The organism is Paenibacillus liaoningensis (assembly GCF_059609455.1).
Genome location: NZ_JCAALU010000018.1, coordinates 1 through 26,121, shown reverse-complemented (window position 1 = coordinate 26,121; position 26,121 = coordinate 1). Strand labels below are relative to the sequence as shown.

The 26,121-nt window shown below is 50.5% G+C and carries 26 protein-coding genes; 1 reads left to right on the top strand and 25 read right to left on the bottom strand.

Annotated elements, in window-relative coordinates:
* Nucleotides 1–4: 4 nt before the first annotated feature.
* Complete coding sequence (locus AC6B99_RS25805; protein WP_496664560.1) at nt 5–868, top strand: collagen-like protein; 864 nt, start codon at nt 5–7, stop codon at nt 866–868.
* Nucleotides 869–1,302: 434 nt separating this feature from the next.
* On the opposite strand, the gene AC6B99_RS25800 is transcribed toward AC6B99_RS25805, so the two are convergent.
* The 25 genes from AC6B99_RS25800 to AC6B99_RS25680 form a co-directional block, all read right to left on the bottom strand.
* On the bottom strand, nt 1,303–2,397 hold the full coding sequence (locus tag AC6B99_RS25800; protein ID WP_496664559.1) for a prephenate dehydrogenase: 1,095 nt from the start codon (nt 2,395–2,397) through the stop codon (nt 1,303–1,305).
* Nucleotides 2,398–2,401: 4 nt separating this feature from the next.
* Nucleotides 2,402–3,499, bottom strand: coding sequence for a histidinol-phosphate transaminase (gene hisC, locus AC6B99_RS25795; RefSeq protein ID WP_056028768.1), 1,098 nt, complete (start codon nt 3,497–3,499; stop codon nt 2,402–2,404).
* A 141-nt stretch (nt 3,500–3,640) separates the two neighbouring features.
* Nucleotides 3,641–4,402 carry an ATP-binding cassette domain-containing protein gene (locus tag AC6B99_RS25790; RefSeq protein ID WP_494880286.1) on the bottom strand — a complete coding sequence of 254 codons (762 nt, stop codon included), beginning with the start codon at nt 4,400–4,402 and terminating at the stop codon, nt 3,641–3,643.
* Nucleotides 4,403–4,412: 10 nt separating this feature from the next.
* Nucleotides 4,413–6,764, bottom strand: coding sequence for an FtsX-like permease family protein (locus tag AC6B99_RS25785; protein WP_496664558.1), 2,352 nt, complete (start codon nt 6,762–6,764; stop codon nt 4,413–4,415).
* On the bottom strand, nt 6,730–8,028 hold the full coding sequence (locus AC6B99_RS25780) for an MFS transporter (protein WP_496664557.1): 1,299 nt from the start codon (nt 8,026–8,028) through the stop codon (nt 6,730–6,732). The genes AC6B99_RS25785 and AC6B99_RS25780 overlap by 35 nt, the downstream gene beginning before the upstream one ends.
* Nucleotides 8,029–8,206: 178 nt before the next feature.
* Complete coding sequence (locus tag AC6B99_RS25775; RefSeq protein WP_056028776.1) at nt 8,207–8,842, bottom strand: TetR/AcrR family transcriptional regulator; 636 nt, start codon at nt 8,840–8,842, stop codon at nt 8,207–8,209.
* A gap of 370 nt (nt 8,843–9,212) precedes the next feature.
* Nucleotides 9,213–10,019 (bottom strand): tryptophan synthase subunit alpha, encoded by an 807-nt coding sequence (gene trpA, locus AC6B99_RS25770; protein ID WP_056028778.1) that lies wholly within the window; start codon nt 10,017–10,019, stop codon nt 9,213–9,215.
* Complete coding sequence (gene trpB / locus AC6B99_RS25765) at nt 10,006–11,211, bottom strand: tryptophan synthase subunit beta (protein WP_056028780.1); 1,206 nt, start codon at nt 11,209–11,211, stop codon at nt 10,006–10,008. The genes trpA and trpB overlap by 14 nt, the downstream gene beginning before the upstream one ends.
* On the bottom strand, nt 11,208–11,942 hold the full coding sequence (locus tag AC6B99_RS25760; RefSeq protein WP_063892456.1) for a phosphoribosylanthranilate isomerase: 735 nt from the start codon (nt 11,940–11,942) through the stop codon (nt 11,208–11,210). Before AC6B99_RS25760 ends, trpB begins: the two co-directional genes overlap by 4 nt.
* Nucleotides 11,942–12,736, bottom strand: a complete 795-nt coding sequence (gene trpC / locus AC6B99_RS25755; protein ID WP_496664556.1) for an indole-3-glycerol phosphate synthase TrpC — start codon at nt 12,734–12,736, stop codon at nt 11,942–11,944. Before trpC ends, AC6B99_RS25760 begins: the two co-directional genes overlap by 1 nt.
* Nucleotides 12,723–13,778, bottom strand: coding sequence for an anthranilate phosphoribosyltransferase (trpD, locus tag AC6B99_RS25750; protein WP_056028784.1), 1,056 nt, complete (start codon nt 13,776–13,778; stop codon nt 12,723–12,725). Before trpD ends, trpC begins: the two co-directional genes overlap by 14 nt.
* The gene (gene trpE, locus AC6B99_RS25745; protein ID WP_056028786.1) at nt 13,775–15,367 is read right to left on the bottom strand and encodes an anthranilate synthase component I; all 1,593 of its coding nucleotides are present in this window, start codon (nt 15,365–15,367) and stop codon (nt 13,775–13,777) included. Before trpE ends, trpD begins: the two co-directional genes overlap by 4 nt.
* A gap of 407 nt (nt 15,368–15,774) precedes the next feature.
* On the bottom strand, nt 15,775–16,143 hold the full coding sequence (gene aroH / locus AC6B99_RS25740; RefSeq protein ID WP_056028788.1) for a chorismate mutase: 369 nt from the start codon (nt 16,141–16,143) through the stop codon (nt 15,775–15,777).
* 1 nt (nt 16,144) lies between these two features.
* Nucleotides 16,145–17,242, bottom strand: a complete 1,098-nt coding sequence (aroB, locus tag AC6B99_RS25735; RefSeq protein ID WP_496664555.1) for a 3-dehydroquinate synthase — start codon at nt 17,240–17,242, stop codon at nt 16,145–16,147.
* Nucleotides 17,243–17,245: 3 nt separating this feature from the next.
* Nucleotides 17,246–18,415, bottom strand: a complete 1,170-nt coding sequence (gene aroC / locus AC6B99_RS25730; protein WP_496664554.1) for a chorismate synthase — start codon at nt 18,413–18,415, stop codon at nt 17,246–17,248.
* 368 nt (nt 18,416–18,783) lie between these two features.
* The gene (locus tag AC6B99_RS25725) at nt 18,784–18,951 is read right to left on the bottom strand and encodes a hypothetical protein (RefSeq protein WP_150131589.1); all 168 of its coding nucleotides are present in this window, start codon (nt 18,949–18,951) and stop codon (nt 18,784–18,786) included.
* Between the two features lie 66 nt (nt 18,952–19,017).
* Nucleotides 19,018–19,803 carry a CheR family methyltransferase gene (locus AC6B99_RS25720; protein WP_056028794.1) on the bottom strand — a complete coding sequence of 262 codons (786 nt, stop codon included), beginning with the start codon at nt 19,801–19,803 and terminating at the stop codon, nt 19,018–19,020.
* A 33-nt stretch (nt 19,804–19,836) separates the two neighbouring features.
* Complete coding sequence (ndk, locus tag AC6B99_RS25715) at nt 19,837–20,280, bottom strand: nucleoside-diphosphate kinase (RefSeq protein WP_056028796.1); 444 nt, start codon at nt 20,278–20,280, stop codon at nt 19,837–19,839.
* Between the two features lie 27 nt (nt 20,281–20,307).
* Entirely contained in the window at nt 20,308–21,282 is a 975-nt protein-coding gene (locus AC6B99_RS25710; protein ID WP_056028798.1) for a polyprenyl synthetase family protein, read from the bottom strand.
* Nucleotides 21,283–21,290: 8 nt separating this feature from the next.
* The gene (locus AC6B99_RS25705; RefSeq protein ID WP_496664553.1) at nt 21,291–22,145 is read right to left on the bottom strand and encodes a menaquinone biosynthesis protein; all 855 of its coding nucleotides are present in this window, start codon (nt 22,143–22,145) and stop codon (nt 21,291–21,293) included.
* A complete protein-coding gene (locus AC6B99_RS25700) occupies nt 22,135–22,770 on the bottom strand; it encodes a UbiX family flavin prenyltransferase (protein ID WP_496664552.1) in 636 nt (211 codons plus the stop codon). The genes AC6B99_RS25705 and AC6B99_RS25700 overlap by 11 nt, the downstream gene beginning before the upstream one ends.
* Nucleotides 22,764–23,639, bottom strand: a complete 876-nt coding sequence (locus tag AC6B99_RS25695) for a UbiA-like polyprenyltransferase (protein ID WP_496664551.1) — start codon at nt 23,637–23,639, stop codon at nt 22,764–22,766. Before AC6B99_RS25695 ends, AC6B99_RS25700 begins: the two co-directional genes overlap by 7 nt.
* Nucleotides 23,636–24,352 (bottom strand): demethylmenaquinone methyltransferase, encoded by a 717-nt coding sequence (locus AC6B99_RS25690; protein WP_056028806.1) that lies wholly within the window; start codon nt 24,350–24,352, stop codon nt 23,636–23,638. Before AC6B99_RS25690 ends, AC6B99_RS25695 begins: the two co-directional genes overlap by 4 nt.
* A 10-nt stretch (nt 24,353–24,362) precedes the next feature.
* Nucleotides 24,363–25,232: a heptaprenyl diphosphate synthase component 1 gene (locus AC6B99_RS25685; RefSeq protein ID WP_496664550.1), complete on the bottom strand. Its 870-nt coding sequence runs from the start codon at nt 25,230–25,232 to the stop codon at nt 24,363–24,365.
* Between the two features lie 142 nt (nt 25,233–25,374).
* Complete coding sequence (locus tag AC6B99_RS25680; protein WP_496664549.1) at nt 25,375–25,998, bottom strand: hypothetical protein; 624 nt, start codon at nt 25,996–25,998, stop codon at nt 25,375–25,377.
* Nucleotides 25,999–26,121 lie beyond the last annotated feature (123 nt).

Here is a 26,121-nt window from a genome sequence, read left to right as displayed (position 1 = left end):
TTCATTGAGTTGTATTATTAATAAAAACAAGAAAAAGAAAAACTGTCATAAAAAAATCATTACTGTATGTAAACCTAAACGAAAAAAGAATGTTATTATAAAGAAAAAAATCGTTAAAGTAACGTGTCCTGCCCCTAAAGTTAAAGTTAATGTTACCCCTACACCTGGCCCACAAGGACCACAAGGGCCGGCTGGTGCTACAGGGCTGACGGGTCCACAAGGGCCAGCAGGAACTGCTGGGCTAACAGGACCACAAGGGCCAGCTGGAGCTACAGGACTAACAGGTCCACAAGGGCCGGCTGGCGCCACAGGACTAACAGGGCTAACAGGACCACAAGGGCCGGTTGGAGCCACAGGACTAACTGGACTAACAGGTCCAACTGGACCAACAGGGCCTCAAGGGCCGGCTGGCGGCATATCTTCCTTCGCCTTCCTATGCAGCACGGAAGCACAAAATGTTGCGCAAGCAGCGGCACCAGGAGGGCAAGGCGGCGCAGTGACCTTTAACGATATGGTGATTAGCGCAACTGCGCTTACTTTCTCCCCACCAAGCAATATTATCATTAACGAAAACGGCTTTTATAACATTAGCTGGGAAGTGTTCCCAACACCTGGAAACTCTGCATTTGGTTTATTCTTCGATCCAGACGGTGCAGGTCCAGCTCTAGCAACACTTGTGGATTGCAGCAACTACGGTACAGGCGCAGGCAACAATCCTTACCAAGGTCAAGTCGTTGCTCAATTAACCGCTGGCGGCGTATTGACTTTAAATCGTATTGATAACATGGGCAATCTGGTATTGCAAAACGCTATCGGCGGCGGAACACCAACCGTGAGCGCATCAATTGTCATTGAAAAACTAGCATAATCTTGTTCGCTCTTCGGGGCTGTCACCAGCTGTCATTCGTAATGGCTGCTGGTGACAGCCTTTTTATGAAGCACTTTGGAAATAGAAAAAAAAACTTCGCCATATAGGCGGTCCCAGATTGTCGAGAAACGCTACGTCTTGGGAAGCGGTTAAGCGCTCTCAAATTTAATTTCGAAAAAATGAAAACGCTTATTGACATATTGGAAGCGTATACATATAATAAAAGTACAGTATGGTTTCTCTCCACTCCTATCCAAAACTTATGTTCTGAGAATGAACATGGACCGCCTCTATGGCGGTCTTTTTTTTGCCCTTGCTTAGTTTGAATATACATTGTTTCTGTATTTATTTCCTTAGCTATACAAGTTGAACTAATGTCCCTAAATCAAAAAGCCCCGCAGCAGCTCAAAAGCTGCTCGGGGCATTGCTATATGTTACTGATGAACCGCGAAGCCGGCATCCGCAAGCACAAGCTGAGCCTGATCCAAATCCTCCTGCGTGCGGAAGGACAGCCTCAGAACGCCCGGAACATCCTCCCTGCTCTCGATAATATGGATGTTGCTCAAATTGATGCGCTCCTTGCCAAGGTCGCTGGCGATTTTACCAATAATGCCGGGATGATCGGGTACGTCTACATAACAATCATAAATCGAATGCAGCATGCCCTTGCGGCGCTCAGGCAGCTTGCTGCGGAATTCGCCCGCTGTACGGAACGCTTCCTCTATGCCTTCGCCATCTTCCCGCTCCAGCAGGTCCGCGAATGTTGCGATTTCTGCATTCCAATCTTTCAGCAGCTTTAGCAGCACGCCTTTATTATTAACCAAAATGTCGCGCCATACGACCGGGTCGCCTGAGGCGATACGGGTAATATCGCGGAACCCCCCTGCTGCAAGCGAAGCATACAGCTGATCCTGCTCATTGTAGCCGCGAATCTGGTTGACCAGTGCAACTGCAATCATATGCGGCAGATGGCTGATCGCGCCCACGATTTCATCATGCGACTTCGCGTCCACACTGACAATGTGCGCTTTCGTCAGCGCAAGCAGTTCAATGAGCTTGTCCAGCTGTCCCTGCGGCGTCGACGCGTCGGGCGTGAGGACGTAAAACGCATTTTCGAACAAATGGGTCGATGCCGCTTCAACACCCGAGCGCTCCGATCCCGCCATCGGATGGCCGCCGATAAACGAAACGCCCGGCTGGCTTTCCAGCCTGCGTCCGCATAAAGCAACGGAAGCTTTCGTGCTGCCGACATCCGTCACAATACAGCCCGGCTTCAGCGGCAGCTGGCTCAGCTCATCTACATACTCCTCCAGCTTGCCTACAGGCACGCAGAGGAATATAAAATCAGCGTCAACAGCCGCCTCCCGAACAGACGTCGTTGCTGAATCTACGACGCCACGATTGACATATTTCTCTGCGGAGAACGCCCGGTTTGAATAACCGACAACCGTTACGTCCGGCTTCCCCTTAAAACAAAGGGCAAGCGATCCGCCAATTAATCCTACGCCAAAAATCGCTATTTTCACCATAACCTTATGACTGCACCGCCACTTCCTGCAAAACCTGCTCCAAAGCAGCTATAAACTGCTCATTTTGCTGCTTTGTGCCTACGCTGACCCGAATATAGGTCGGGTAATACGTCCAACGGGAACGAATAATAAAGCCTTTGCGCAGCAGCGCATCAAATACTTCCGGAGAAGGACGCTTGACATCGACCATAATAAAATTGCCATGCGCCGGATAATAAGCAAGGCCAAGCCGGTCAAACTGCGCAGCAAAATAAGCGATGCCCGCTGCATTTTGCTGCACAACATGCTGAATAAAAGCTTGATCGGACACGGCCGCCTTCGCCGCTGCCTGTGCGATTCTTGACGTATTAAACGGCTCCCGCACCTGATTAATGAAGCGAAGCACGTCCGCGTCGCCAACGCCATAGCCGATACGCAGCGCTGCCAAGCCATACACCTTCGAGAACGTGCGCAATACGATCAGATTCCGGTAGCTGCTTAGCAGTTCAATGCCGTTCGGGAAAGCAGGATCTGTTACTAGCTCGCAATACGCCTCATCCAGCACAACGAGCACATGGCTCGGTACCTGCTGTAAAAAGGAAGTCAGCTCATCCTTCGTCACAATCGTGCCAGTCGGGTTGTTCGGGTTGCAAATCCAGATGATTTTCGTACGCTCTGTTACCTTCGCCAGCATAGCAGGAAGATCATGCTTGCCCTCCTTCAGCGGCACCTCGATGATGCGAGCGTTCTCAATTTCGGCGTTATGCTTATACTGCGGGAAGGTCTCGTCCGCCATAATCGTTTCGTCGCCGGCAACAAGAAATGCGCGGGCCAGCATTAAAATAATTTCACTGGAGCCTGTGCCGAAAATCAGCTGCTCCGGCTTTACGTTAAGATGGTTTGCAAGTGCTGCTGCAAGCTCAATGCTGGCGCCATCAGGATAAATATTCGTTTGGTTTATTTCTTCCAACATTGCCGCTTTAGCCTGCTCGGAACAACCATGTGGATTTTCATTGGAAGCCAGCTTCGTAACTTCAGTTAGCCCAAGCTCTCTCTTCACATCTTCAACCGGCTTGCCAGGCTGATAGACAGGGAGATGTAAAATATTGTTTTTTGGCTGCATGCTGCCGATCACCTCTTCTTAATATATCAACACATTAATTGATATATAAATATCAATTGCATAAAGCTTATTGTCTCACATCTTGTCCCGCTTTAAAAGATGTTCTATTGCAATTGATCGAGCCAGCCCCAAAGAAAAAATCTAAAATCCCATCTCAGCAAGCCAGGATGACAATTTTGCCTCCCGCTCCTTCAATTCGGCCTGTCCGAGCTGACCGAGCCGGCGTTCGCCAACGATGCATCCGTCCAACATAAATAGCACACGCTGTGTTTTGGCAGCTACCTTCGCATCATGGGTTACCAGCATAATCGTCGTCCCTGCAGCATTCATTTCCGCTAAAATATCCATGACCTCATCGCTCGCCTTGGAATTAAGCGCCCCCGTCGGCTCATCGCCAAACACCAATTGCGGCCTGTTGATGAGCGCCCGGCAAATGGCCGCCCGCTGGAGCTGTCCACCTGATACTTGCGACTTGTCCACATGGGCCAGCTGCGCAATGCCTGTCCGCTTCATCAGCTCGCTGGCACGCCTGTTGATAGCAGCGCGGCTCTCTTCTTTCGCCATATAAGCGGGCAAAATAATATTGTCAAGCAGACTGAGATTTTTCAAAAAACCGCTCTGCTGAAAAATAAATCCCATTTTGCTCAAGCGAAGCTGGGCCAACCGCTCTTCGGATAGACTGCCGATCTCTTGCCCTTGTATGGCGACGCTGCCGGACGTCATTTTATCCATCCCGCTAATAATCTGCAGCAGGGTCGACTTGCCGCAGCCAGAAGGCCCCATTATAGATACGAACTCACCTGCCTGCAATTCCAAATTCACATTTTTCAGCACAGGCTGTTCGTTATTTTTGCCTAAGGAGTAGCTTTTGCTAACCTTTTTCGCCTCTAACACATTTGTCATCACAATGCCCTCATTTCGAAAATGATTTTGCTGCGCCAGCGCCTTTGCCAGCTCCCGTTACAGCTAAACTGCTGAATAACGTCGTTATAATTACGACAACGATAAGTGCCAGCGGAATCCATATGTAAGCCACAAGCGGATTTACGACAAACGCGACGCGGGCTGCGCCCATAAAGGACATCAGCACGCTGACTGCGCCCTGCCCAAGGGTTGCCGCTGCTGCGGTGCCTAACACCATTCCCGCCAGTAATACGACCAGCGAGCGGATGATGTATTGCAGTCTGATCTGTTTCAAGGAAAATCCAAGGCTTCTCATAATGACGATGTCGGAAGCGTCTTTCACGATTAGCATGTTGAAAAATAAGGCGGTAATCAGTATCGCGATCACGAGAGCTGCTGTCGAGGTGAGCACCGTTATTTTTTGCAGCTGGCTTATGGTGGAGCTTAACGTCTGGGACAAATAATCTTCCATAAGCGTCACCTTTGCCGGATGAAAGGCCGCTGCGTATTCCGCTGTTTTCTCACCAATGGCCACGCCCGGCTTTACATTCAGGCTGACCATGTACCAGAGAACGGACTGTGCTTCGTAAGGCAGCAGCGCCTTCGCCGTCTTGCCGCCATTGGTCACATCCTGATAAATGCCCGTAATCTTCAGCTCTCGTTCTTTCCCGGCTGCGAGGAGCGTTAGCGTGTCGCCAAGCTGCTTGCCGCGCTCCTTCGCATGGAGATAAGAAAGAGCCATTTCATCATTTTGAGCAGGCGCAGCCCCGCTTAAATAGGCTAGCGGGAACAGCGAAAAATCGCCCGTTTGCACGCTCACATTTTCATAGACGCCATCCTCGCTGCGCAGCTTATAAGAGCTCGTTACGAGCGGCGAATACTTTTCTACATCGCTGTCGTTTTGTATATAGGCGAGCATATCGTTGTACCGCTGCGCTGCGTCGCTTGTCTGCCGCATATCGATTTGAATATCACTCCTCCCGGCTCCCATATATGTTATAAAATCAGGCGATTTCATCGTATTCAAAAAATTTGCCGGCACAATGATAAGGAAGAAACAAAGCGTAAACACGAGGCCCAGCAAGCCGAAGGTTCTAATCCGGACGAACACATCCTGCATGCCGACAAATAGATGGACAGGGATAACCCGGCTGCGATGGAGCTTCAACAGTCCTGACATCCCTCCTTTGGACGGAATGCTACCTGAACGCAGAGCTTCAACGGCCGATATTCGCTTAAATCTCCGCAAAACGAAGCGGCAGAACATCATCACTAGTAGAAAAATACAGACCGCTCCCAGCAAGGGGACGGTGTAGCTAAGCGCATTTTTTTCAGCTGTGCCCATATATAGGCTCCGATTCGCTATGAAAGCCCGCTCTGTAAATAGGGACAGCACATACCCTGCCAAACTAGCCAGCAAAGCGATCATCCGATATTTCATTAAATATAGCCGGCGGATATGCTCTCCAGCCATCCCAATCGCCTTCATAACGCCAATCTCATAAAAATCCTCCTCCATCGTAGCAAGCATCGTGAACCGCAGGCAGAGAAAGGCGATCGCAATCAGCAGTAAGCTGGCTAAAAGAATAACAACGGCCGCAACGCCGTCGGTCAGCGCATTCAATAGCCGAAATTGGGCGGATGTAATGGCGGGTCCTTGGTGGGGAAGTCCAGATGATTGATAAAGCTGTTCAAATTCGCTAGTTCGCTCCCCATCATGCAGCAGAAATTCGATCAAATATTCTTTTTCGGCAAAGTAGCCCTTAAGCGTCTCCCAATCCGAATCGCTCACAACGATACGCTTCGAGCTGACAATAGACGGATTCATCTGGGCATCCCTAACAAAATCCGCTATCGTAAAAGTCATGCTAAAGGAACCTTTGGCAATCCGCATCGTATCCCCGATTTCCAGTCCCTGCTGCTGCTTAAAATAAATCGGCACCGCTATTTCGCCTGGAAGCACATCCAGCCTGTTATTGGTTAAATCAAGTAAAAAATCAAACGCTTTATTTTGCTTTACAATGCTCATTTCCATGACGCTGCCTGCCTCTGACTCACCGCTCGCGCCAAAATAAACATGAGCCGGCTCAATAGAAATCATCTCGACCGTTTGCTGATCCTTCACTAGCTTACTGCCGTTTGCAAAAGCCTCTATTTCCCGCTGGTCGATTTCCCCGGCATGCATTTGGACAAAATGGGGGACAGCCGCTTTCTCAAACCAGTCATCCACCGAACGGAACAGCTCCAGCAGCATGCTTGCACTGCTTGCCACCAGCAGCGAGGAAATCATAATAAATATAAATAAAATAGCGGTAATCAGCTTATTGTTAGCGATATCTTTTCTCCACATCGTTCCTAGCATCTTGCTCTTCCTCCCCTATTTGATTTTGATAAAACCTCTTTGTCAACCAAGCTGTTAAAAGCAGGGCTGCGAACATAAGCAGGGCAGGAATATACACCTGTAAGCTGAATATTTCAAACAGCTCTCCGTATACGATTTGCCCAACAGGAGCTGCTATTTGGGCAACCGCCATAATAATGGCCATCACCTTGCCAAGCAGCTCATTAGGTGTCTGCTTTTGCACCCGGGTCAGCACAAAAATTGAAATCATCGTCAACGCCATCGCGATGGGAACAACGCTTGCCATAAACAGCATATAAGCGGGATAAAAGCCGAGCCCCAGCATCCATGGCGTCAGCGACAATGACATTGGCAGCAGCCATGCGGCTATGACGAGCAGCCACCGGTATAAGGTGCTCATTTGCATTTTTCTCGCGAAAAAGCCAATCGTCAGTGCGCCCAAAATCGTGCTGCATTCCACAATGCCCATGCCAACTCCGTAAAGCGTATCGCTGCTTTGCATCGTAACCCGCAAAATAATCGGCCCGCCCACAACGAAAAACGGCGTTAAAATAAAATTGAGCAGCGCCGCTAATACCATCGCTTTCAAGATCGGGCGCCGCTGGACTACATAGGCCATCCCTGCTTTCATATCGGCTGCAAGCGTTGCGACGATATTTCCCTTCTGCTCGCGTTTCACAAACGGGATTTTAATAAATAGCTGCATGAGAGCTGACAGCAAAAAAGCGATACCGCTTCCGATCATCAATGTGTGCAGGCCAAGAACACCATACAGAATGCCGCCAAGCACCGGGGCAGCCATTTGGGCCAAAGCGCCGATGCCATTCACCATTCCATTGGCCTGCTCCAGCTGGCTCTCCTGCACCAGCTGCGGGATGCTCGCCTGCACAGCAGGCTGGTACATCGCGCTGATCAGTGAAAGCAGCACCATCACAATACCAATAACAACAACAGGCGCGTCCCCTGCTGCCAATAGGAGCATAAAGCCCAGAACGACGATGCCGCCTCCAAAATCGAATAGAACGATTAAATTACGGCGATTGAAGCGGTCAGCGATGGCCCCGCCAATTGGCGACAGCAGCAGCGGGATGCTGGACACCGCATAAAGAGTCCCATAAATATCTGCTCGCCCTGTAAGGTCTAGCGCATACAGCGACAGCCCAAAGCGCAGCAGCGCGCTGCCCAGAATGGAAATCATTTGCCCTAAAATAAGCAGCTGAAAGCTTCGCGTGAACGGCACCCTTTTTACGTTATTTTGTATCATTTTTCAGCTCCTCCTTAGGAAAAATAAATGGATTCGCATTATAGACTGACCGTCAGTCTATAAAGTTCGAAAAAATAAGCCAGCATCCAAACGTCCCCCGCCATTTGACGGTTTCGGAATACTGGGCACGCTAACAGCTCACCTGCAAGGTGGGACTCGGGTGCGGCAAAAAATCAGGTCATTCCCCGTTCGTCAGCATTTCATATATAAAATCAAAGCTGCCTTTTTTCGCGCCTAGCGTCGTTTCCATCACATGAATAAAAGCTTTCGCCTTCTGGATGATTTCCGCAGGCTGCCATTCGAATAAACCTTCATCGAACAGAAAAGTGGAGGATACGATTAAAAATTCCACTGTCTCCTGTGGAAATTCGGTTTGAAAAATATGCTCCTCTATGCCTTGCTCAATGACTGCTGTTAACACTGGCGTCAAGTGAATAATTGTCTGCACAAGGCTTTTCTGATGCATTTCTGCATTGCCGACCTGATGGAATTGCTCCAGCAGCTGTTCCTTACGGTCACCATGCTTAGGCTTCTGAGCCATCAAAATTTGAAATAATTTGACCAAGGTCGGCAGCTCCGGGTTAGAGGCTATCCCCCTTGCAGCGGCAACATCCGCTGCGACGATCCGCATAATGATCGCATCCATAACTTCCTCTTTGGATTTAAAGTAATAATAAAACGTCCCCTTCGCAATGCCAATCTCCTGAAGGATGTCATTGATCGTCGTTTTATTGTAGCCCTTCGTATAAAAAAGCATTTCTGCTGTATCTAAAATTTCATTTTTGCGCTCTTCCGGGTCTTTCAGTATACGCATCGTCCGCTTAGTCGCTCCCTTCTATAGACCGTCGGTCGGTCTATGTGTAGTATATGCCATTTTTTGAGCATAATCAATGTTATTTTTGAGATGACACAAGCGTAAACGGCTTTCGCCGTCCTCTGGCGGCAAAGCTTCCGTTTCGAGGGTGGAATATAAGCCGATTATAAGAGTGAAACTTATAATTTCTTATATTTTAAGAAAAACGCCTGGCGGCATCCTTTCTATTAGACGCCATCGTTTTGGCGATACGTATAGAGAAAGGATGAGAACATTCATATCCTTTCCTATATTTAAAAAAAGAGATGCAGAATACGTTCGTATTCTGCACCTCTTAAACTATGCCTCCCGATAAGAGGTTAAGTATGCCCTAGCCTTTCAGCGCGGCTACAAACTCGCCGATCTGCTTCAAGCCTGCTGCGCGAGTGCTCTCCTCTTCGAGCAGCGGAATGGATTCTTCAATTTTGCGTACGATCGCGCTGCCAACGACAACCCCGTCGCATTGCTTGGAGAAACGCTCTACTTGCTCGCGGCTCGAAATGCCGAAGCCAACTGCGATCGGCAGATCGGTCGCTTCCCGCACGGTAGCGAGGAAATCGTCGATCCCACTGTGGAATTCAGCCCGCACGCCCGTTACGCCCAGCGAGGAGACGCAATACACGAAGCCTTTAGCTTTTTGCGAAATACGTACGACGCGATCCTTGGAGGTCGGAGCTACGAGCGGAATGAGATGAATGCCTGCCGCTTCCGCCAACTGGCGAACCTCGGCATCCTCTTCGATCGGCAGGTCGGGAATGATTAGACCGCTGATTTCTTTATTTTTGACCAGCTCCATAAAAGCTTCCAGACCGAATTGGAGCACCGGATTGAAATAAGTAAACAAAATGAATGGCAGCTTCACGCCAGCTTCGCGCGCTTGCGCCGCAGCTTCAATGCAGTCGCGCAGCGTAATGCTGCTTCTCAAAGCACGCTCGGATGCCCGTTGAATAACGGGACCATCGGCAAGCGGATCAGAATAAGGAACGCCCAGCTCGATTAGATCGGCGCCAGACTCCTCTAGCTGCTTAATAATGGCCAGCGACGTGTTCAAGTCAGGATCGCCCACTGTTAAAAAAGGGATCAGCGCGGTACGCTTCTCCTCCCGTAGCTTTGCAAATACCGTATCAATGAGATTCATCGACTGCGCCTCCCAGCTTGCTCATAATCGTCTCTACATCTTTATCGCCGCGTCCCGACAGGCTGACAACGATAATTTTATCTTTAGCAAGCGTTGGAGCCAGCTTGACCGTCTGGGCAATCGCATGTGCCGACTCAAGCGCCGGAATGATGCCTTCTGTCCGCGACAGCAATTGCAAGGCATCCATCGCCTCGTCATCGGTAATCGGGAAATATTCTGCACGGCCCGAATCCTTCAAATAGGAATGCTCAGGGCCAATGCCCGGATAGTCAAGACCAGCCGAAATCGAATGCGCAGGCAGCACTTGTCCGTTATCATCCTGCAGCACATAGCTCAGCGAGCCTTGGAATACGCCATGGCGGCCTTTCGTCATTGTAGCCGCATGCTCCTCTGTCTCTACTCCACGTCCCGCTGCTTCTACACCAATTAAACGCACATCCGCATCTTCAATGAACGGGTAGAAAATACCGATCGCATTGCTGCCGCCGCCAACCGCTGCTACTACATAATCCGGCAGACGTCCTTCTTCTGCCACAATTTGCTTGCGCGATTCGTCACCGATAATCCGCTGAAAATCGCGGACGATCATCGGATATGGATGCGGCCCTGTCGCCGAACCCAAAATATAATACGTATCGTCTACATGGCTAACCCAGTAGCGGAGCGTTTCATTACAGGCATCCTTAAGCGTGCGCGTTCCCGAAAGAACGGGCACGACTTCCGCCCCAAGCAGCTGCATGCGGAATACGTTGAGCTGCTGGCGCTTCATATCTTCCTCGCCCATAAATACTTTGCATTCCAGTCCAAGCAAAGCTGCAATCGTTGCCGAAGCAACGCCGTGCTGGCCTGCGCCCGTTTCAGCAATAATTTTCGTTTTGCCCATGCGCTTCGCCAGGACGCCCTGACCAATTGTGTTGTTGATTTTGTGGGCGCCCGTATGGTTCAAATCCTCGCGCTTCAAATAAATTTTAGCGCCGCCAAGCTGCTCGCTCAGGCGCTCTGCATAATAGAGCGATGTAGGTCTTCCCGAATATTTATGCAGTAGATTGCGGATTTCCTCTTGGAATGATTCATCCTTGGAATAGTGGTTGTACGCTTCCTCCAGCTCAAGCAGTGCGTTCATCAACGTCTCGGGAACATAACGGCCGCCAAACTTGCCGAAACGACCATTTTCATCCGGTACTCGGTTCATCGTTGCATCACCTTTCTGACGAATAATCTAATTTTCTCGATATCTTTAACGCCGTCCGTCTCTACTCCGCTGGACACATCAAGGCCACTGGGAGCATGCGCAGCTAACAATTCATGTACATTGTCCGGGTTCAGACCGCCCGCTACATAAAGTGGCACATTCAGCTGCGCTGCCGCAGCCTGGTAGTCATCAATAACTTGCCAGTTGAACGCTTTGCCCGTTCCGCCCCCGGCCGTGTCGATCAGCACAGCATCAACTTTGCCGCTATATGGAGCAAGGCGGGCTGCTGCCTCATTCGCACTAGCATGATCGCCCGTACCCTTGTCGGCTCCCGTGCCTGTGTCCTCCTCAGACTGAACAACCGTTTCATTGCGTATAGAAAATACCTTCCACACCTTCACCGCAAATTGCTCACGCACCGTTTGGCAAAAAGCAGGCGTTTCGCTGCCATGCAGCTGCACCACATCAAGCGGAGCGATAGCGAGCGTCTCGCGCAGTTCCTCCAGCTCAGGATTTACGAATACGCCGACGGTTTGGGGACGCTGCCCATCTGCCGCCTTCAAGGCGTGTACAGCCTCAATCAGCTCCGCTGCTTGCGCAGGCAGCACTTGACGCTTGCTAGGTGCAAATACAAATCCAATGTCATGGAACGGCAGCCCGTCCATTTGCTGAATCGTCTCGGCAATCTTCAGGCCGCAAATTTTGATCCGAGGTGTCGTCTGCGTCTGCACTAGCGGCTCACCGGCCCCATCAGATCGATAATAGCCTGGCCAGCATCGGGTTGGCGCATAAAATGTTCGCCAATGAGAACGCCCTGCGCACCAACGCCTTGCAAATAATCCATATCTGCCGGGCCAGCAATGCCGCTCTCGCTAATAACGGTCACACCTTGCGGCATCAGGCCGATCAGCTGCTCCGTCGTACGCAAATCGGTGACAAAGCTTTTCAGATCGCGATTGTTCACCCCGATAAGCGTCGCTTTATTCAGCTCAAGCACCGTCTCCAGTTCCTCGCGGTTATGCACCTCGACCAGCACATCCATGCCAAGCGCCGTTGCCGTATCATACAGCTCCGCCATTTGCTGCTTCGTCAATATCGCCGCAATGAGCAAAATCGCATCCGCGCCAATGACTCTCGCCTCATACACTTGGCGGTAATCAATAATGAAGTCCTTGCGAAGCAGCGGAATGCCGACCGTATCCTTCACGAGCGTCAAATACGCATTGGCCCCTTGAAAATATTGCTGGTCCGTCAGCACAGAAATACAATCCGCGCCGGCCTGCTCATATGCAGCTGCCAGTTCCGCCGGATGAAATTCAGGGCGAATCAGACCTTTAGACGGCGAAGCTTTTTTCACCTCGGCAATGAGTCCAACCGTGCGCTTGCGGCCCGCAGTCAATGCGCGCTCAAAGCCGCGACACGGAGCAAGCTCGGCAATCGTCCGCTCATATTCCGCTAATTGGAAAGTGGCGGACAACGCTTCTACCTCTTCGCGCTTCGTTACTACGATTTTATCCAAAAACATGGGTCAGCTCTCCTGTCGTTTGAATCAGGCCCAGCAGCTTTTGCTCGGCTAATCCGGAATCAATCATATCCGCCGCAATTTTAACACCATCTGTCAAGCTCGCAGCAGCTCCGCCCACATAAATGCAAGCCCCTGCATTCGCAAGCACGATATCGCGATAAGCACCGCGCTGCTCGCCGCTGAATATGCCGCGAATAATCGCCGCATTGGCCGCAGGATCACCGCCCAGCACCTCGCTGATCGGATAGCGGGTCAAGCCCAGCTCCTCCGGCGTAATTTCATACGTGCGAACCTCGCCACTTCGCAGCTCCGACACTCTAGTCGGCGCCGAAATGCTGATTTCGTCCAGCCCGTCATTGCTGCTGACGACCATCGCGCGTTTGACGCCAAGCTCTGCCAGCACCGAAGCGACGGTGTCCGTTTTCTTATAATCATACAAGCCGATTAGCTGGCGATCAGCACCAGCAGGATTCGTCAGCGGGCCCAGCATATTAAAAATCGTGCGGATGCCCAGCTCTTTACGCGGAACAGAAGCATGGCGAAGCGATGGATGGTACAGCTGCGCGAACATGAAGCAGATGCCCACTTGCTGCAAGCATTCCTCCGCTTGCTCAGGCGTAAGCGTAATTTGGACGCCCAGCGCCTCCAGCACATCAGCGCTTCCCGCTTTGCCGGACATTGCGCGATTGCCATGCTTGGCTACGCGAATGCCAGCCGCAGCCGCAATAATTGCCGATGACGTTGAAATATTGAACTTATGAATGCCGGAGCCGCCTGTGCCGCACGTATCAAGCAGCCCTTCCTGCTCGGTCTGCACATGGCTCGAATGCGCACGCATCGCCTGGGCAAAGCCTGTAATTTCGTCCTTCGTCTCGCCTTTCATGCGCAGCGCGGTCACGACGCCTGCAATTTGAACTGGCGTCGCTTCCCCGCTCATAATAATATCCATGACGGAGCGGGCTTCTTCCCGTGACAAATGCTCGCTGCCGATTAATTTGGTTAACGCGCTTTGCATCGTAATCGGTGTTAGGCTGTTTGTCATTGTACGAAACCCTCCCCTGCTTTAATGTAATAATCGCTATTGATGGCATTGAAGCTCTGGTCGCGAGCGTCTCCAGGCTTGCCGAACAGCTGCTCAGCGGCCCGAATGGCCGTCAGCAGCGCTTTCGCTTTATTCACCGTTTCGGTATATTCGCTTTCCGGAACAGAATCCCAGACGATGCCTGCCCCGCTCTGCACGTAGGCTTTGCCATTTTTGAAAATGATCGTGCGAATCGTGATGCAGGTGTCGAGCGTACCGCCAAAGCCTAAGTAACCAATGGCTCCAGCGTAGGCGCCGCGAGCTTCATTTTCAAGCTCCGCAATAATTTCCATCGCCCGCAGCTTCGGTGCGCCGGATACGGTTCCAGCAGGCAGACAGGAGAGGAACGCATCGTAAAAATCTTTGTCCTCCCGCAGCTTGCCCGTCACATTCGAGACGATATGCATAACGTGGGAATAACGCTCGATTTCCATGAAGGAATCGCATTTCACCGAGCCGAACTCGGATACACGGCCGATGTCGTTGCGGCCTAAGTCAACGAGCATCAGATGCTCCGCGCGCTCCTTCTCGTCTGCCAGCAAATCCTGCTCCAGCGCTAGATCCTCCTCCGGCGTTTTGCCGCGAGGGCGCGTTCCGGCGATTGGGCGGGTTTCCACCTTGCTGCCATCTACTTTAACGAGCGCCTCCGGCGACGTTCCCACAATCACCTCTTCACCCATTTTCAAATAATACATGTATGGTGAAGGGTTCATCGTGCGCAGTACGCGGTACACATGCAGCGGATCAACATCCGTCTCAATGCTGAAGCGCTGGGACAGCACCACCTGGAAAATATCGCCGGCGCGAATATACTCCTTCGCTTTGTCGACATTGGCAATGAACTGCTCCTTCGTCAAATTGGACTGCACATCGCCAACCTCGGGCATCGTCGGCACGCCAGCACCGATTGGCACCGGAATTTTCACCTGCTGCTGCAGGCGCTCGACCGTCGCTTCGATTTTGGCAACTGCTGCGTTGTATGCCTCCTCGACGCCGTAAGACTGAACAATGCCCGTCTGCGTCGTCTCCTTCGGCACATGCACATTGCCGATAATTTGCAGCTGCTGCTTGAAGTGGTCGAAGACGATGACTTGATCGCAGAACATAAACTGCAAATCATTCATTTCCAAATCATCAATGCGGTGGGGTGGGAGCTTCTCGTAATATTGCAGCAAATCATAGCCGAAAAACCCGATGGCCCCGCCCGTAAATGGTGGAAGATGGGACATCGCCGGACTGCGATAGTAACGAAGATGATCCTTCAGCAAGCTTAGCGGCTTATCGTCGAAGCTGATTTTTTCACCATTTTTCTCAAAAATCATTTCGCCGTTTTTACCGTACAGCATCATAAACGGATCAGTTCCAATAAACGAATAACGCGCCCATTTCACGCCGCCCTCTACACTTTCAAGCAGAAATGCATGCTTTTCCTTGGCAAAATGCTGAAACAGCCGAATCGGCGTCTCCGTATCCGCCATCATATAACGAACGATTGGAATGAGATTGTATTCCTCAGAGAGCTTGACCACTTGCTGTAATTCACTATTCATCGTTACGTCCCCCTTCTCGATATGTGTAGTCACATTCAAAATAAAAAGCCCCTGCCAAGGCAGGGGCGTTGATTTAAGATGAGGACAAAAAAGTAAAGGCTAGCCAACAAATAAACCTATAGCAGCATCTTGTACAAACATACGCAATGGAAAACAGCTGTCGCCATCTGAAAAGATGGATAGGCTCTTCCCGCAACGAAATAGAATATGATTATAAGCGCTAAACTTATACATCATCTATATTTCATCATCACGCACTCTGCTCTATAGTCTTTATATTCGTAACTTGGCTATGCTCGTCTCTGCTCTGCTCATCTAATTTCAACTAAAACCTGCTCACTTGCTACTCAACTAGTCTCATTCACTTCATCCAATATACAACATCTTGTGCCTGATCGTCAATTAGATTAGGATTGCGATAAATCTGGACGAAGCACTTGGGCTCCTCCCAAGTACACATGTTTAATCTCGGCTTGCGTTTTGTCCGTATTTACAGTAACCATCAGCCTAATGCAGCGAGCAAGGCTTCCCTTGACGGGCACTTCCAGCGCGCACATCAGTGGAACAAGCTCCCACCCGCTCATTTGGCGAATAGCCACGGCCGGAAAAGCATCGTCCAAATCATTCGTCACCGTAATAAATACGCTGCAAATATCGTCAGGCTGAACGTCATTGTCTGCGACAATGGCATGCAGCATTTCAAGTGTTGCTTTTAAAATAGGCTCTTTCTCGTTTGTATCAACGGTAATTGCCCCGCGAATTCCCCTAACGCTCATATTACTCGGCCTCCTGTTTCAATTCCTCCACGATTTCCCGAACCCATGACGCCGGTACATCCTTCTTGATTTCCACTTTGCCGATCGCCGTCGGAACCACGAAAATCATTGTGCTTTCGCTGAACTTTTTGTCATGCATCATCGCATCCATAATCGCGTCCACGTCAAAGTGCTCCGGCAGCTTCACCGGAAGCCCGCATTTAGCAAGCACTCGTTTCGTTGTTGTATAGACGTCCTCAGGCAATCCATAACGCAGTCCTAGCTTGGCCGAGCCAATCATGCCTATCGAAATCGCCTCGCCATGAAGCAGCTCCCCATAGCCAGCTACAGCCTCCAGCGCATGTCCAATCGTATGGCCCAAATTCAAAATCGCACGCAGGTCATTTTCGCGCTCATCCTTGGATACGACAGCCGCTTTTACACTGCAGCCCTTATACAAGGCATAGCCGAGTGCTTCTGGTTCAAGCGCCAGCAGACGCTCAGAGTTTTCATCGCACCACTGCACGAAAGCGTCGTCCCAGATGAAGCCGTGTTTGACCACTTCTGACAAGCCTGCACGAACGTCGCGCGGCGGCAGCGTCTGAAGCGTATTAAGATCATACAGCACCATTTCCGGTTGATGGAAAGCGCCGATAATATTTTTCGCCAGCGGGTGATTGACTGCCACTTTGCCGCCAACGCTGCTGTCATGCGCCAAAATCGTCGTCGGAATTTGAATAAACTTCACGCCGCGCATATAAGACGCTGCTACGAATCCAGCCAAATCGCCAACTACGCCGCCGCCAAGGGCTACGATCGCCGATTTGCGGTCAAGCCCTGCCTTAAGCGCATGCGTGACCAAATCTTCCAGCATCGCTAAAGACTTCGAGCTTTCACCTGACGGAACGATTGCTGTCGACGGCTGGAAGCCCGCTGCGCTTAGCGTGTTTGCAAGCGGCTCCAAATAATGGGGTGCCACTTTGTCATCGGAGATGATCAGTAGCGGCGATTTTTTGCTAATGCCGTGCTTTTCGAAAAAAGAGGGAGCCTCCTGCAGGAGACCCTCCCCAATATAGATCGGATAAGAGCGTTCGCCTAAATCAACCGTTAGCTCTCTCATCCCTTAGTACCTGCCTATTTGCTCAAGGTATTGACTCAGGTTCGAGCGGATTTCCTCAATGGAATCGCCGCCGAACTTCTCAAGAAATGCTTTCGCTACTTCAAAAGCCACAACATGCTCCATCACAACGCTCGCTGCCGGAACTGCACAGCTATCGGAACGTTCGACTTGCGCCGTGAACGGCTCCTTCGTGTCAATGTCCACGCTGCGAAGCGGCTTGTAAAGCGTTGGAATCGGCTTCATTACGCCGCGGACGACGATTTGCTCGCCATTGGTCATACCGCCCTCGAATCCGCCCAGACGGTTCGTCGCTCTCGTATAACCTTCCTGCGCTGTGTACAAAATCTCGTCATGCACCTGCGAGCCGCGCAGCTTCGCCGCTTCAAAGCCAATGCCGATTTCACAGCCTTTGAAGGCATTAATCGAAACGACAGCGCCCGCGATGCGCGCATCCAGCTTGCGGTCCCATTGCACATGGCTTCCAAGCCCAATTGGCACGCCTTCAATAATGCACTCGACTACGCCGCCGATAGAATCGCCTTCGGCTTTAATTTGGTCAATGTACGCGGTCATTTTTTCTTCGGTTTCTTTATCAACAACGCGTACAGGCGATTCTTCCGTAATGCGAATAAGCTCATCCAGCGGCAATTGGTTCGCCGGCGCTTCGATTTCGCCAATACGGATAACCTGTCCGCCCACTTTAATGCCGAATTCAGCAAGAAGCTGGCGTGCAACCGCGCCTACCGCTACGCGTGCTGCTGTCTCGCGGGCACTGGAGCGCTCCAGTACGTTGCGAAGATCCTTCAAATTATATTTCAAACCGCCGTTCAAATCCGCATGCCCAGGACGCGGACGGTGTACCCGGCGCTTCTCTTCATCTCCGCCTTCAATCGGGGCGATGTTCATTACGCTCGTCCAATGCTTCCAGTCATTGTTCTCAACGATTAGCGCTACAGGAGCGCCAGTCGTCCGACCATGACGAACGCCGCCGACAATGTTCGCCGTATCCTTCTCAATTTGCATGCGACGACCCCGGCCATGGCCTTTCTGGCGACGGTGAAGCTGAAAATTAATTTCCTCAAAATCAATAGTTAAATTGCTAGGAAGACCCTCAATAATGGCGGTCAATTGGGGACCATGTGTTTCCCCCGCTGTCAAATAACGTAAACTCAACCTAAAGCTCCTCCTTCAACGCAAACAACCTAATATGGCCTGGGGCGCTGCAAGCGTGCGCATTTGGCCGATTATTAGGCGCATGCTATCATCAGCTACCCTAAACATCTTTGCTCATTATAGTACAGCCTTGCGGGTTTGACAAGAAATGCGCACCGCCAATCCGCGCTCAAACGCCATTTTTATCTCAAGCGTAAACGGCTGTCGCCGTCCTCTGGCGGCAAAGCTACCGTTTCGAGGGTGGAATATAGAGAAAGGATCGAAAAATCATATCCTTTCCTAATATGTTTAAAAAAAGCAGGATCAGATGCCTGGTATGGCACCTGATCCTGCTTTTTTTCAAACGATGGCCTTCTATGGGCCTTCCCTTAGCTATTCACCGTGCGCTTGCTCTGCGAATCCGCATAGTCGGAAGCGAATTGTTGGGCTTTCAATAATCCAGGCAATTGCCCGCTGTCCAGTCCCAAAATCTGCGCGCACTCCTGAATCGATATAATGCCAAGCTTATAGGCTTGAATCACTTTGCGTTTATCCATCTTTCGTTCCGCCTCCAAATGGTGTTGACTACCACTAGTATAGGAGAACAAGGAAGACGATATACATTAATTGCTCGTTTTTCTGTAAAAGAACGTATCCGCCGTATCAAAGCCATACTGGGCTGGCGAAAAAATCTGCTCCGTGCTGCCGACGAACAAAATGCCGCCCGGCTTCAATGCTTTTGCAAACTTGTGGTACAAAATGCGCTTCGCATCCTCGGTAAAATAAATCATAACATTGCGGCAAACAATGAGGTCGAATCCGCTGTCAAACGTATCATGCAGCATATTTTGCTGCTTGAATTGGATCGATTTTTTCAAATCGTTCGAGACGGCAAAAGCCCCATGATCTGGAGCAAAATATTTTTGACGGAACGCTGGCGGCACATCCTTAAGCGAACGCTCTAAATAAATGCCTTCCTGCGCCTTCTGCAGCACGATATTATCAAGATCCGTCGCCAAAATCGACGATTTGCCAATGGCACCAATCTCCGTCAAAATCATCGCCAGCGTATAAGGCTCCTCGCCCGTCGAACACGCTGCGCTCCAAATTTTCAACCGGCTGTTGTTTTTCAGCATTTCCGGAAAAAACTGATTTTTCAGCACTTCCCACCGGTTCGGGTTACGCCAAAACTCCGAGACGTTAATCGTCATCCGGTCGAGAAATTCATTCATCAAAGTACGGTCATTCTCCAGCTTTCTCCAGTATTCATCGAATGTCTGGAATCCATGCTTCATACGCAGCGTCGTGAGCCTGCGTTTCATTTGCGCTTCCTTATATTGCGATAAATCAATGTTGGTCTTATCTCTCATCTTCTGGATAAACGTTGCAAAATCCCGATCGTCCGTCATAAAACCTTCAGCCTCCGTTTGTATTGCAGCTGGCTAAACCCAGCGCTGCATCGTTTGTTCGTATTCCACAAGCTGTTCAGGAGTGAAGAAAATGGAAATTTCCCGCACGGCATTTTCGGGAGAATCGGAGCCATGAATCAAATTATAATTCGTATGTACAGCAAAATCAGAGCGAATGGTGCCTGGAAGCGCATCCACTGCATTCGTCTTGCCAATTAAAGCGCGGGTTAGCGCAATGACGTTATCGCCTTGCCACACCATCGCAAATACGGGGCCAGACGTAATAAAATCCAGAAGCGGCTCATAAAAAGGCTTGCCTTCATGCTCCTCGTAATGCTTTTGTGCCAGCTCGTTGCTCACGGTCATAAACTTGGCTGCAACCAATTGAAGCCCTTTACGCTCAAAGCGAGACATAATTTCTCCAATGAGGCCACGTTGAACACCGTCAGGCTTAATCATCAAAAAAGTTCTTTCCACTAGTAGCAGCTCCTTTTCGCATCTTGATTAATAATTGCGTTTGCCGACAAAATGTGCGATATCGGATAAGTTCTTCTTCGCCGGAAGGGATGGCAAATCCTTCAAGGCAGCGAGCGCTTTCTCTACATACTTTGCAGCGAGCTGCTCAGCGACATGAATGCCTTTGCTATTTTTGATCAAATCGATCGCTTCTCGCGTATCTACATTGCCATTATGCTCGCGAATACGGGCGATTTCCACAAGCAGCCGCTCGCGGGTCGCCTCATCCTGCAAAGCCAAAATAACGGGCAATGTAATGTTTCCCTGTCTTATGTCAGAGCCTGGCGGCTTGCCGATCTGCTTCTCGGTTCCGAACAAATCAAGCAAATCATCGCGGATTTGAAACGCCATTCCCACATTGTAGCCATATTCATAAAGCCGGTTTGCCGTCTCTCTGTCCCCATCTGCTGCAATCGCTCCAAGCTGGCAGCTTACTGCAATGAGCAATGCGGTTTTGCGCCTGATGCGCAGCAAATAATGGCGGATGGTTTGGTCCGTATTGAAAAAATATCGGATTTGCTCCATTTCACCAATGCCCATTTGCACAATTGCTTTGGACAGCACCTGATGAATTTGCGGGTTGCCCAGTTCAGTAGCGATAACGAGCGCTCTTCCGAAAATATAATCTCCGGTATACATCGCAACCCGATTATCCCATTTAGCCTTGACCGTTGGCTGGCCCCGTCTGGTAGCCGCGTCATCTATCACATCGTCATGGACAAGCGAGGCCATATGGATCAGTTCAAGAGGCACGGCGATTTTTTTCATGACCTCCAGATTGTAGCGCCCAAACTTGCCGGCAAGCAGCACAAAAACAGGACGCAGCCTTTTGCCGCCTGCCTTGAGCAGATGAAGGGATGCCTCGCTCAGCAGCTTATGCTCGAAAGTGACGCTGCGTTCAAGCTCCTTCTCTATTTGCGTTATATCGCCTTTTAATTTTGCGTACATATCTAATAGTTTCATTCTTTCACCTATTCGGCAGAATTGTCTTCGTAGAACGCCAGCTGAACCTCATGGTCCAGCAGACCTAATTGTGTCGCATAACGGAAATACAGCGCCAGTCCCTCGCGCAGCTTCTGTCCGAAATCATATTGCAGACATGTAAAATAGTCCAACCAATACGCGCGTTCGCCGCCAAGCTCCTCGCAAGCCTTGTCCACAAGCGGTGACAAGTCGGCAAGATTGTGGCGCTTAGTCGCAAGCATCGCCTGATGCAGCTCATGAATTTCCCGAGGAAAGGCAGCTGCCGCCTCCTTATGAACCGCCACAACCGCAAAGGTCATCCCAAGGCCCGTCCAGCGATTCCATAGCTCACCAAGATCGATGATGTGCAGTTCTTCACTTCTCCACGAGGCATGAATAGCTGGGTCGCCAATGATAAGCGCCCCATCCGCACTTTCAAGCATCTGATCAAGCATCGGTTCAGCAGCGATATATTCCGCATCAAGATCGTAATAAAGCTTCATCACAATTTTGAGCAAATTAACGGAAGTGGCTGAAGCGGTTGTTACCGCAATTCGCTGTGGACGCACTTGCTCAATCGGCTGCTTAAGGAACAGCAGAACCGAATTAACCCGGCCCTCCGATCCTACGCAAAGCTCCGGCAGCAGCAAATAGTCTTTGCTGTTTAAGCCGTAAGCATAGGATGAGACAGCCGAAGCCTGAAGCTCTCCTTCGCGCAGCTTGCGGTTTAGCTCTGCCGGAATGCGGGAGCACAGCCCCAGCTCAGAAGCGTCAAGTCGCTGATCAAGGCCAACAAAGAGCGGCCATGCATTCGCGTAATCAATTTCTCCAATCATTAGGGGCAAGCTGTCTTTAGTCAGCATCAGGCCCATCCCCCCATCTTGTAAACAAAGCATGCTCAATTCCCATGCAGTCTAATAATTTGCCAACCAGAAAATCAATCATGTCTTCCATCGATTGCGGCTTATAATAAAAGGCCGGCATAGCTGGAACAATCGTTACGCCCAGTTTTGCAAGCTTCAGCATGTTTTCCAGATGAATCGCATGCAGCGGTGTCTCCCGAGGCAGCAGCAGCAGCTTGCGTCCTTCCTTCAGCATTACATCCGCTGCCCTGGATAGCAAATCATCGGATATGCCGTGAGCGATGGAAGCGAGCGTCCCCATAGAGCATGGCGCAACGACCATTCCCTGTACCCGGAAAGAGCCGCTGGCAATGCTTGCTCCAATATCTGAATTCGGATGCAAAACAAGCCGCTTCGCCTGCACTGCCTCTGCAAAATGCAGCTCGACAGCAGCTTGTCTGCGGCTCGTCATCCAGCCCAGCTCTTCCTTAAGCACCCGCCAGCCAGCCTCGGTCACCACGAGATGGACGTCAAAGCCCGTTCTAAGCAGTTCCTCTGCCAGCCGAATGCCGTAGATCGAGCCGCTCGCCCCGGTAATGCCGACAACCCATCTGCCTGCCGCGCTAGCAGTTCCGCCCCCTACCATTTGTGCAATACCATCAAATCAACAATGGCAAACAAAAACAGAACGACGCTTAATGTGCCATTCATTCCGAAAAACGAAAGCTGAACGCGGGAAAGATCGTTTGGACGCACCAGCCAGTGCTGATAGAACAGCATAACGATGGCAAGCATCGTTCCAAGCAAATAAACCCAGCTCAAATTTGTCAAAATAAATAACGTAATAAAACCGACTGCCGTCACTATATGGAAACTGCGGGCAATCCACAGCGCCTTCGCTACGCCAAACCGGGCAGGAATGGAGTTTAAGCCTTCCTTGCGGTCAAACTCGTAATCCTGCGTTGCATAGACGATATCGAAACCGGCAATCCACAGCGCAATCGTCACATAGAAAACCCATGCTGCCGTGTTAAAACCGCCCGTAACGGCTACCCAGCCGCCAAGCGGCGACAGCCCGATCGTCAAACCGAGAAAAACATGGCACAACCAAGTGAAACGCTTCGTATAAGAGTAGAGCACCACTAATACGACAGCAATTGGTAGCAGCTTCATCGCAAGCGGAGCCAGATTAGCCGCAGCAATGAACAACAGGACGAAGGATACAATCGTAAACAAAAGCACCTCCGCTGACTTCAACAAGCCTGCCGGAATGGCGCGGTTGCTTGTGCGAGGATTGCGCAGATCGATCGCCGCATCAATGAGTCGATTGAGGCACATCGCTGCGCTTCGCGCGCCAACCATGGCTAATGTAACCCAACCGATTTCCGCCCAAGAAGGAAGACGCTGCTCCATAACAACAGCGCCCAGAATCGCTCCCATAAAGGCGAAGGGAAGCGCAAATATCGTATGCTCAAATTTGATCATTTCAAGAATAATGCGTATTTTGCGAATCATGTTGGCTTCTTCTCCTTTATGCCTATATGCAGCGCAGCAATGCCTCCAGTCAGCGGGTAGCCTTTTACCTGCTCGAGCCCTGCTTCTTCAAACAAGGCGGACAGCTGCTTTAGGTCAGGAAAAAGCTTTAATGAGTCCGGCAGCCATTTGTATTCTTGGAATCGCTTGGCTACCAGCTTGCCGATCATTGGCAAAATCCGTTCAAAATATAAATAATATAAGGCCTTGAATGGCTGCCAGCCCGGCTTTGAAAGCTCCAAGCATACGACCTGTCCACCCGGCTTCACGACGCGGTGCATTTCCTTAAGCACCTGCAAATAGTCGGGTACGTTGCGCAGGCCGAAGCCAATCGTTACATAATCAAACGAATTATCCTCATAAGGCAATTGCATCGCATTGCCCTGCACGAGCGTAATTTGCTTGTCGAGCGACAGCTGCTTCACTTTCTCGTGGCCGACATTCAGCATATTTTGGCTGAAATCAAGGCCACTGATTGCCCCGCTCCCGCTGGCCTGAGCTAGTGATATTGTCCAGTCACAGGTGCCGCAGCACAAGTCAAGCGCAGTCTGGCCACGCTGTACATTCATTTTGCGCATGGTGAATTTCCGCCATGCCTTATGACGCCGAAAGCTTAGCAGGTCATTCATTAAATCATATTTGGGAGCAATGTTTTCAAATACAGCGTGTACATGCCCCTTGGAGTTTGCATCCATTCGTCTAAGGTCACCTCGTCTCGTTGAGAGCGGGAGCAAATCCCGCAATCTTGTAAAGCACTGCATCCGTAATATGCTGCAGCTCCTGAACCAGCTTGTCTGACTCCAGCTTGGCCGCAATCATCTGGACATCTTCCACAGCCTGCTGCAGCAGCGCAGCAAGCTTGGCATGAATATCATATTTGTTATAAAGACCGCTAATGAAACCAGCCTCAATCTGCTGACCTTCCAGCGTTTGTTGCTCTTCCAACGTACCCACCTGCAGAACATGCCAGTAAGCCCAGCTCTGGTGAAAAAGTGCAGGCACCTTGCTGCGCGCAAGCTCCTCCAGTACAATCTCGCAGCGGCTTAAAGCGTGGAGCAGCTCCGTCCAATAAAGGGCCGCTGCACCTTCCAGCAAATCCTGAAAGGCAAGAAACAATCCGCTTTTCAGCTGCACCATGCTGCTCAAATAATCGTCAGCCTGCATGACAGCCTGCTGCATACGTAAATAAAGGGTTATTTTCAGCCCGTTGACTTCGCATACCGCCTGGCTAATCTTGGCTATCATTGCTATTTCGCCTGCTTGTGCGAGCAGTTGATAGAATCGGCCGCTGAAATAATCGCCGGCCAGCACCTTGAGCTGCCTTGAACGCATTTCGCGCTCCGAGCGACTTCCATCCTCTACATCAATTTCATCATGCGTATCCAGCCCTAGCTGCAATAAAGACAGCACGAGCGCAAATAGCTCGGCCTTCTCGGCATAGAAGCGGGTTTCGCTAAGGAATGCTTGAAGCAGGTGCAGACGCGAATCGGGAAAAGCAGGAAGCTGCGTATGGTTTTGAATCATGTCATAATCGACGTACTTCTTCGCTAATTGTGGTACACGATACGGTTTCATGGGGTAAGCCTCCGAACAGAGAAGCAGATATTGCCGCTCAATAATCTAAACTATTATAGCACAACTTTATGTAAGACGCATATGAAGCTGCCCACAGGATTGGCATTTTTTCAAGCAGAAAGGCGGAGCAGGCCATTAACCTTTACTCCGCAGCAGGTCTAGTAGAATAAGTAGGCACCGGCCCATACCATTTCTTCCACTCCGATGTGCTGCTCATGCGCAGCCTCTCCCGCCATATTTCATCATGCAGCGGATCAGCGCTGCCAAGCTCCCCAAGGCTTGCAAGCCAGCTGTCTGTGCGCCGAATATCCGCCGCAAGCAGCAGCCGTGATTTCACTGAGCTGTCTGCAAGCTCAGATTGCCCTTCCCTTGCTTTGCCGGCATTGCTCGGCAAAGCGACCTTATCTGCTGGCACAGCGTAGCGGATCAGCACCCGGTTCACATTTTCCATCTTCACAAAAGAAAGCCGCAGCAGTTGCTCTACATCGCGAGTCCATTCGACTGGCAGCCCTTTTGCTGCGTTCACTTTAAACTCCACCGTAAGCAGTGAATTCTCCCACTCCACCCGTAATATAGGCGTAGCCAGCTGCAAGCCAATCAGCAGATCAACAAGATTGCTGTTCGTCAGCCTTGTTGCAGCAGATGGCCGAAATACAGCCACTTCCGTCCCCGACTCGGATTTTCGCATATCCGGCAGCAGGGAAAGTCCCGCCATTACAGCAAGCACAAAAACCAGCGACAGCAAATAAGGCCTAGCCATACGCAATATTACCGCCCCTTTCAAGCGTAAACGGCTTTGTCAACTTAGTGACAAAAGCTCGTTTCGCGAAGAAATATAAGCATTATGATGAGCGACATGCCTCATTCATTCTTATATTTCAAGCGTAAA

What these genes read in the sequence shown, in the direction of transcription:
- trpB (WP_056028780.1), bottom strand. Translation starts at nt 11,211, where the DNA reads ATGAACCGAGTACCGGATGAAAATGGTCGTTTCGGCAAGTTTGGCGGC.
- AC6B99_RS25725 (WP_150131589.1), bottom strand. Translation starts at nt 18,951, where the DNA reads ATGGATAAACGCAAAGTGATTCAAGCCTATAAGCTTGGCATTATATCG.
- AC6B99_RS25695 (WP_496664551.1), bottom strand. Translation starts at nt 23,639, where the DNA reads ATGATTCGCAAAATACGCATTATTCTTGAAATGATCAAATTTGAGCAT.
- trpC (WP_496664556.1), bottom strand. Translation starts at nt 12,736, where the DNA reads ATGTTTTTGGATAAAATCGTAGTAACGAAGCGCGAAGAGGTAGAAGCG.
- AC6B99_RS25800 (WP_496664559.1), bottom strand. Translation starts at nt 2,397, where the DNA reads ATGGTGAAAATAGCGATTTTTGGCGTAGGATTAATTGGCGGATCGCTT.
- AC6B99_RS25785 (WP_496664558.1), bottom strand. Translation starts at nt 6,764, where the DNA reads ATGCTAGGAACGATGTGGAGAAAAGATATCGCTAACAATAAGCTGATT.
- AC6B99_RS25720 (WP_056028794.1), bottom strand. Translation starts at nt 19,803, where the DNA reads ATGACGGACGATCGGGATTTTGCAACGTTTATCCAGAAGATGAGAGAT.
- AC6B99_RS25685 (WP_496664550.1), bottom strand. Translation starts at nt 25,232, where the DNA reads ATGAAACCGTATCGTGTACCACAATTAGCGAAGAAGTACGTCGATTAT.
- aroH (WP_056028788.1), bottom strand. Translation starts at nt 16,143, where the DNA reads ATGAGCGTTAGGGGAATTCGCGGGGCAATTACCGTTGATACAAACGAG.
- AC6B99_RS25690 (WP_056028806.1), bottom strand. Translation starts at nt 24,352, where the DNA reads ATGGATGCAAACTCCAAGGGGCATGTACACGCTGTATTTGAAAACATT.
- trpA (WP_056028778.1), bottom strand. Translation starts at nt 10,019, where the DNA reads ATGAATCTCATTGATACGGTATTTGCAAAGCTACGGGAGGAGAAGCGT.
- AC6B99_RS25705 (WP_496664553.1), bottom strand. Translation starts at nt 22,145, where the DNA reads ATGCTGACTAAAGACAGCTTGCCCCTAATGATTGGAGAAATTGATTAC.
- aroB (WP_496664555.1), bottom strand. Translation starts at nt 17,242, where the DNA reads ATGAGAGAGCTAACGGTTGATTTAGGCGAACGCTCTTATCCGATCTAT.
- trpE (WP_056028786.1), bottom strand. Translation starts at nt 15,367, where the DNA reads ATGAATAGTGAATTACAGCAAGTGGTCAAGCTCTCTGAGGAATACAAT.
- AC6B99_RS25710 (WP_056028798.1), bottom strand. Translation starts at nt 21,282, where the DNA reads ATGAAACTATTAGATATGTACGCAAAATTAAAAGGCGATATAACGCAA.
- AC6B99_RS25790 (WP_494880286.1), bottom strand. Translation starts at nt 4,402, where the DNA reads ATGACAAATGTGTTAGAGGCGAAAAAGGTTAGCAAAAGCTACTCCTTA.
- hisC (WP_056028768.1), bottom strand. Translation starts at nt 3,499, where the DNA reads ATGCAGCCAAAAAACAATATTTTACATCTCCCTGTCTATCAGCCTGGC.
- AC6B99_RS25780 (WP_496664557.1), bottom strand. Translation starts at nt 8,028, where the DNA reads ATGATACAAAATAACGTAAAAAGGGTGCCGTTCACGCGAAGCTTTCAG.
- AC6B99_RS25700 (WP_496664552.1), bottom strand. Translation starts at nt 22,770, where the DNA reads ATGGTAGGGGGCGGAACTGCTAGCGCGGCAGGCAGATGGGTTGTCGGC.
- trpD (WP_056028784.1), bottom strand. Translation starts at nt 13,778, where the DNA reads ATGACAAACAGCCTAACACCGATTACGATGCAAAGCGCGTTAACCAAA.
- AC6B99_RS25775 (WP_056028776.1), bottom strand. Translation starts at nt 8,842, where the DNA reads ATGCGTATACTGAAAGACCCGGAAGAGCGCAAAAATGAAATTTTAGAT.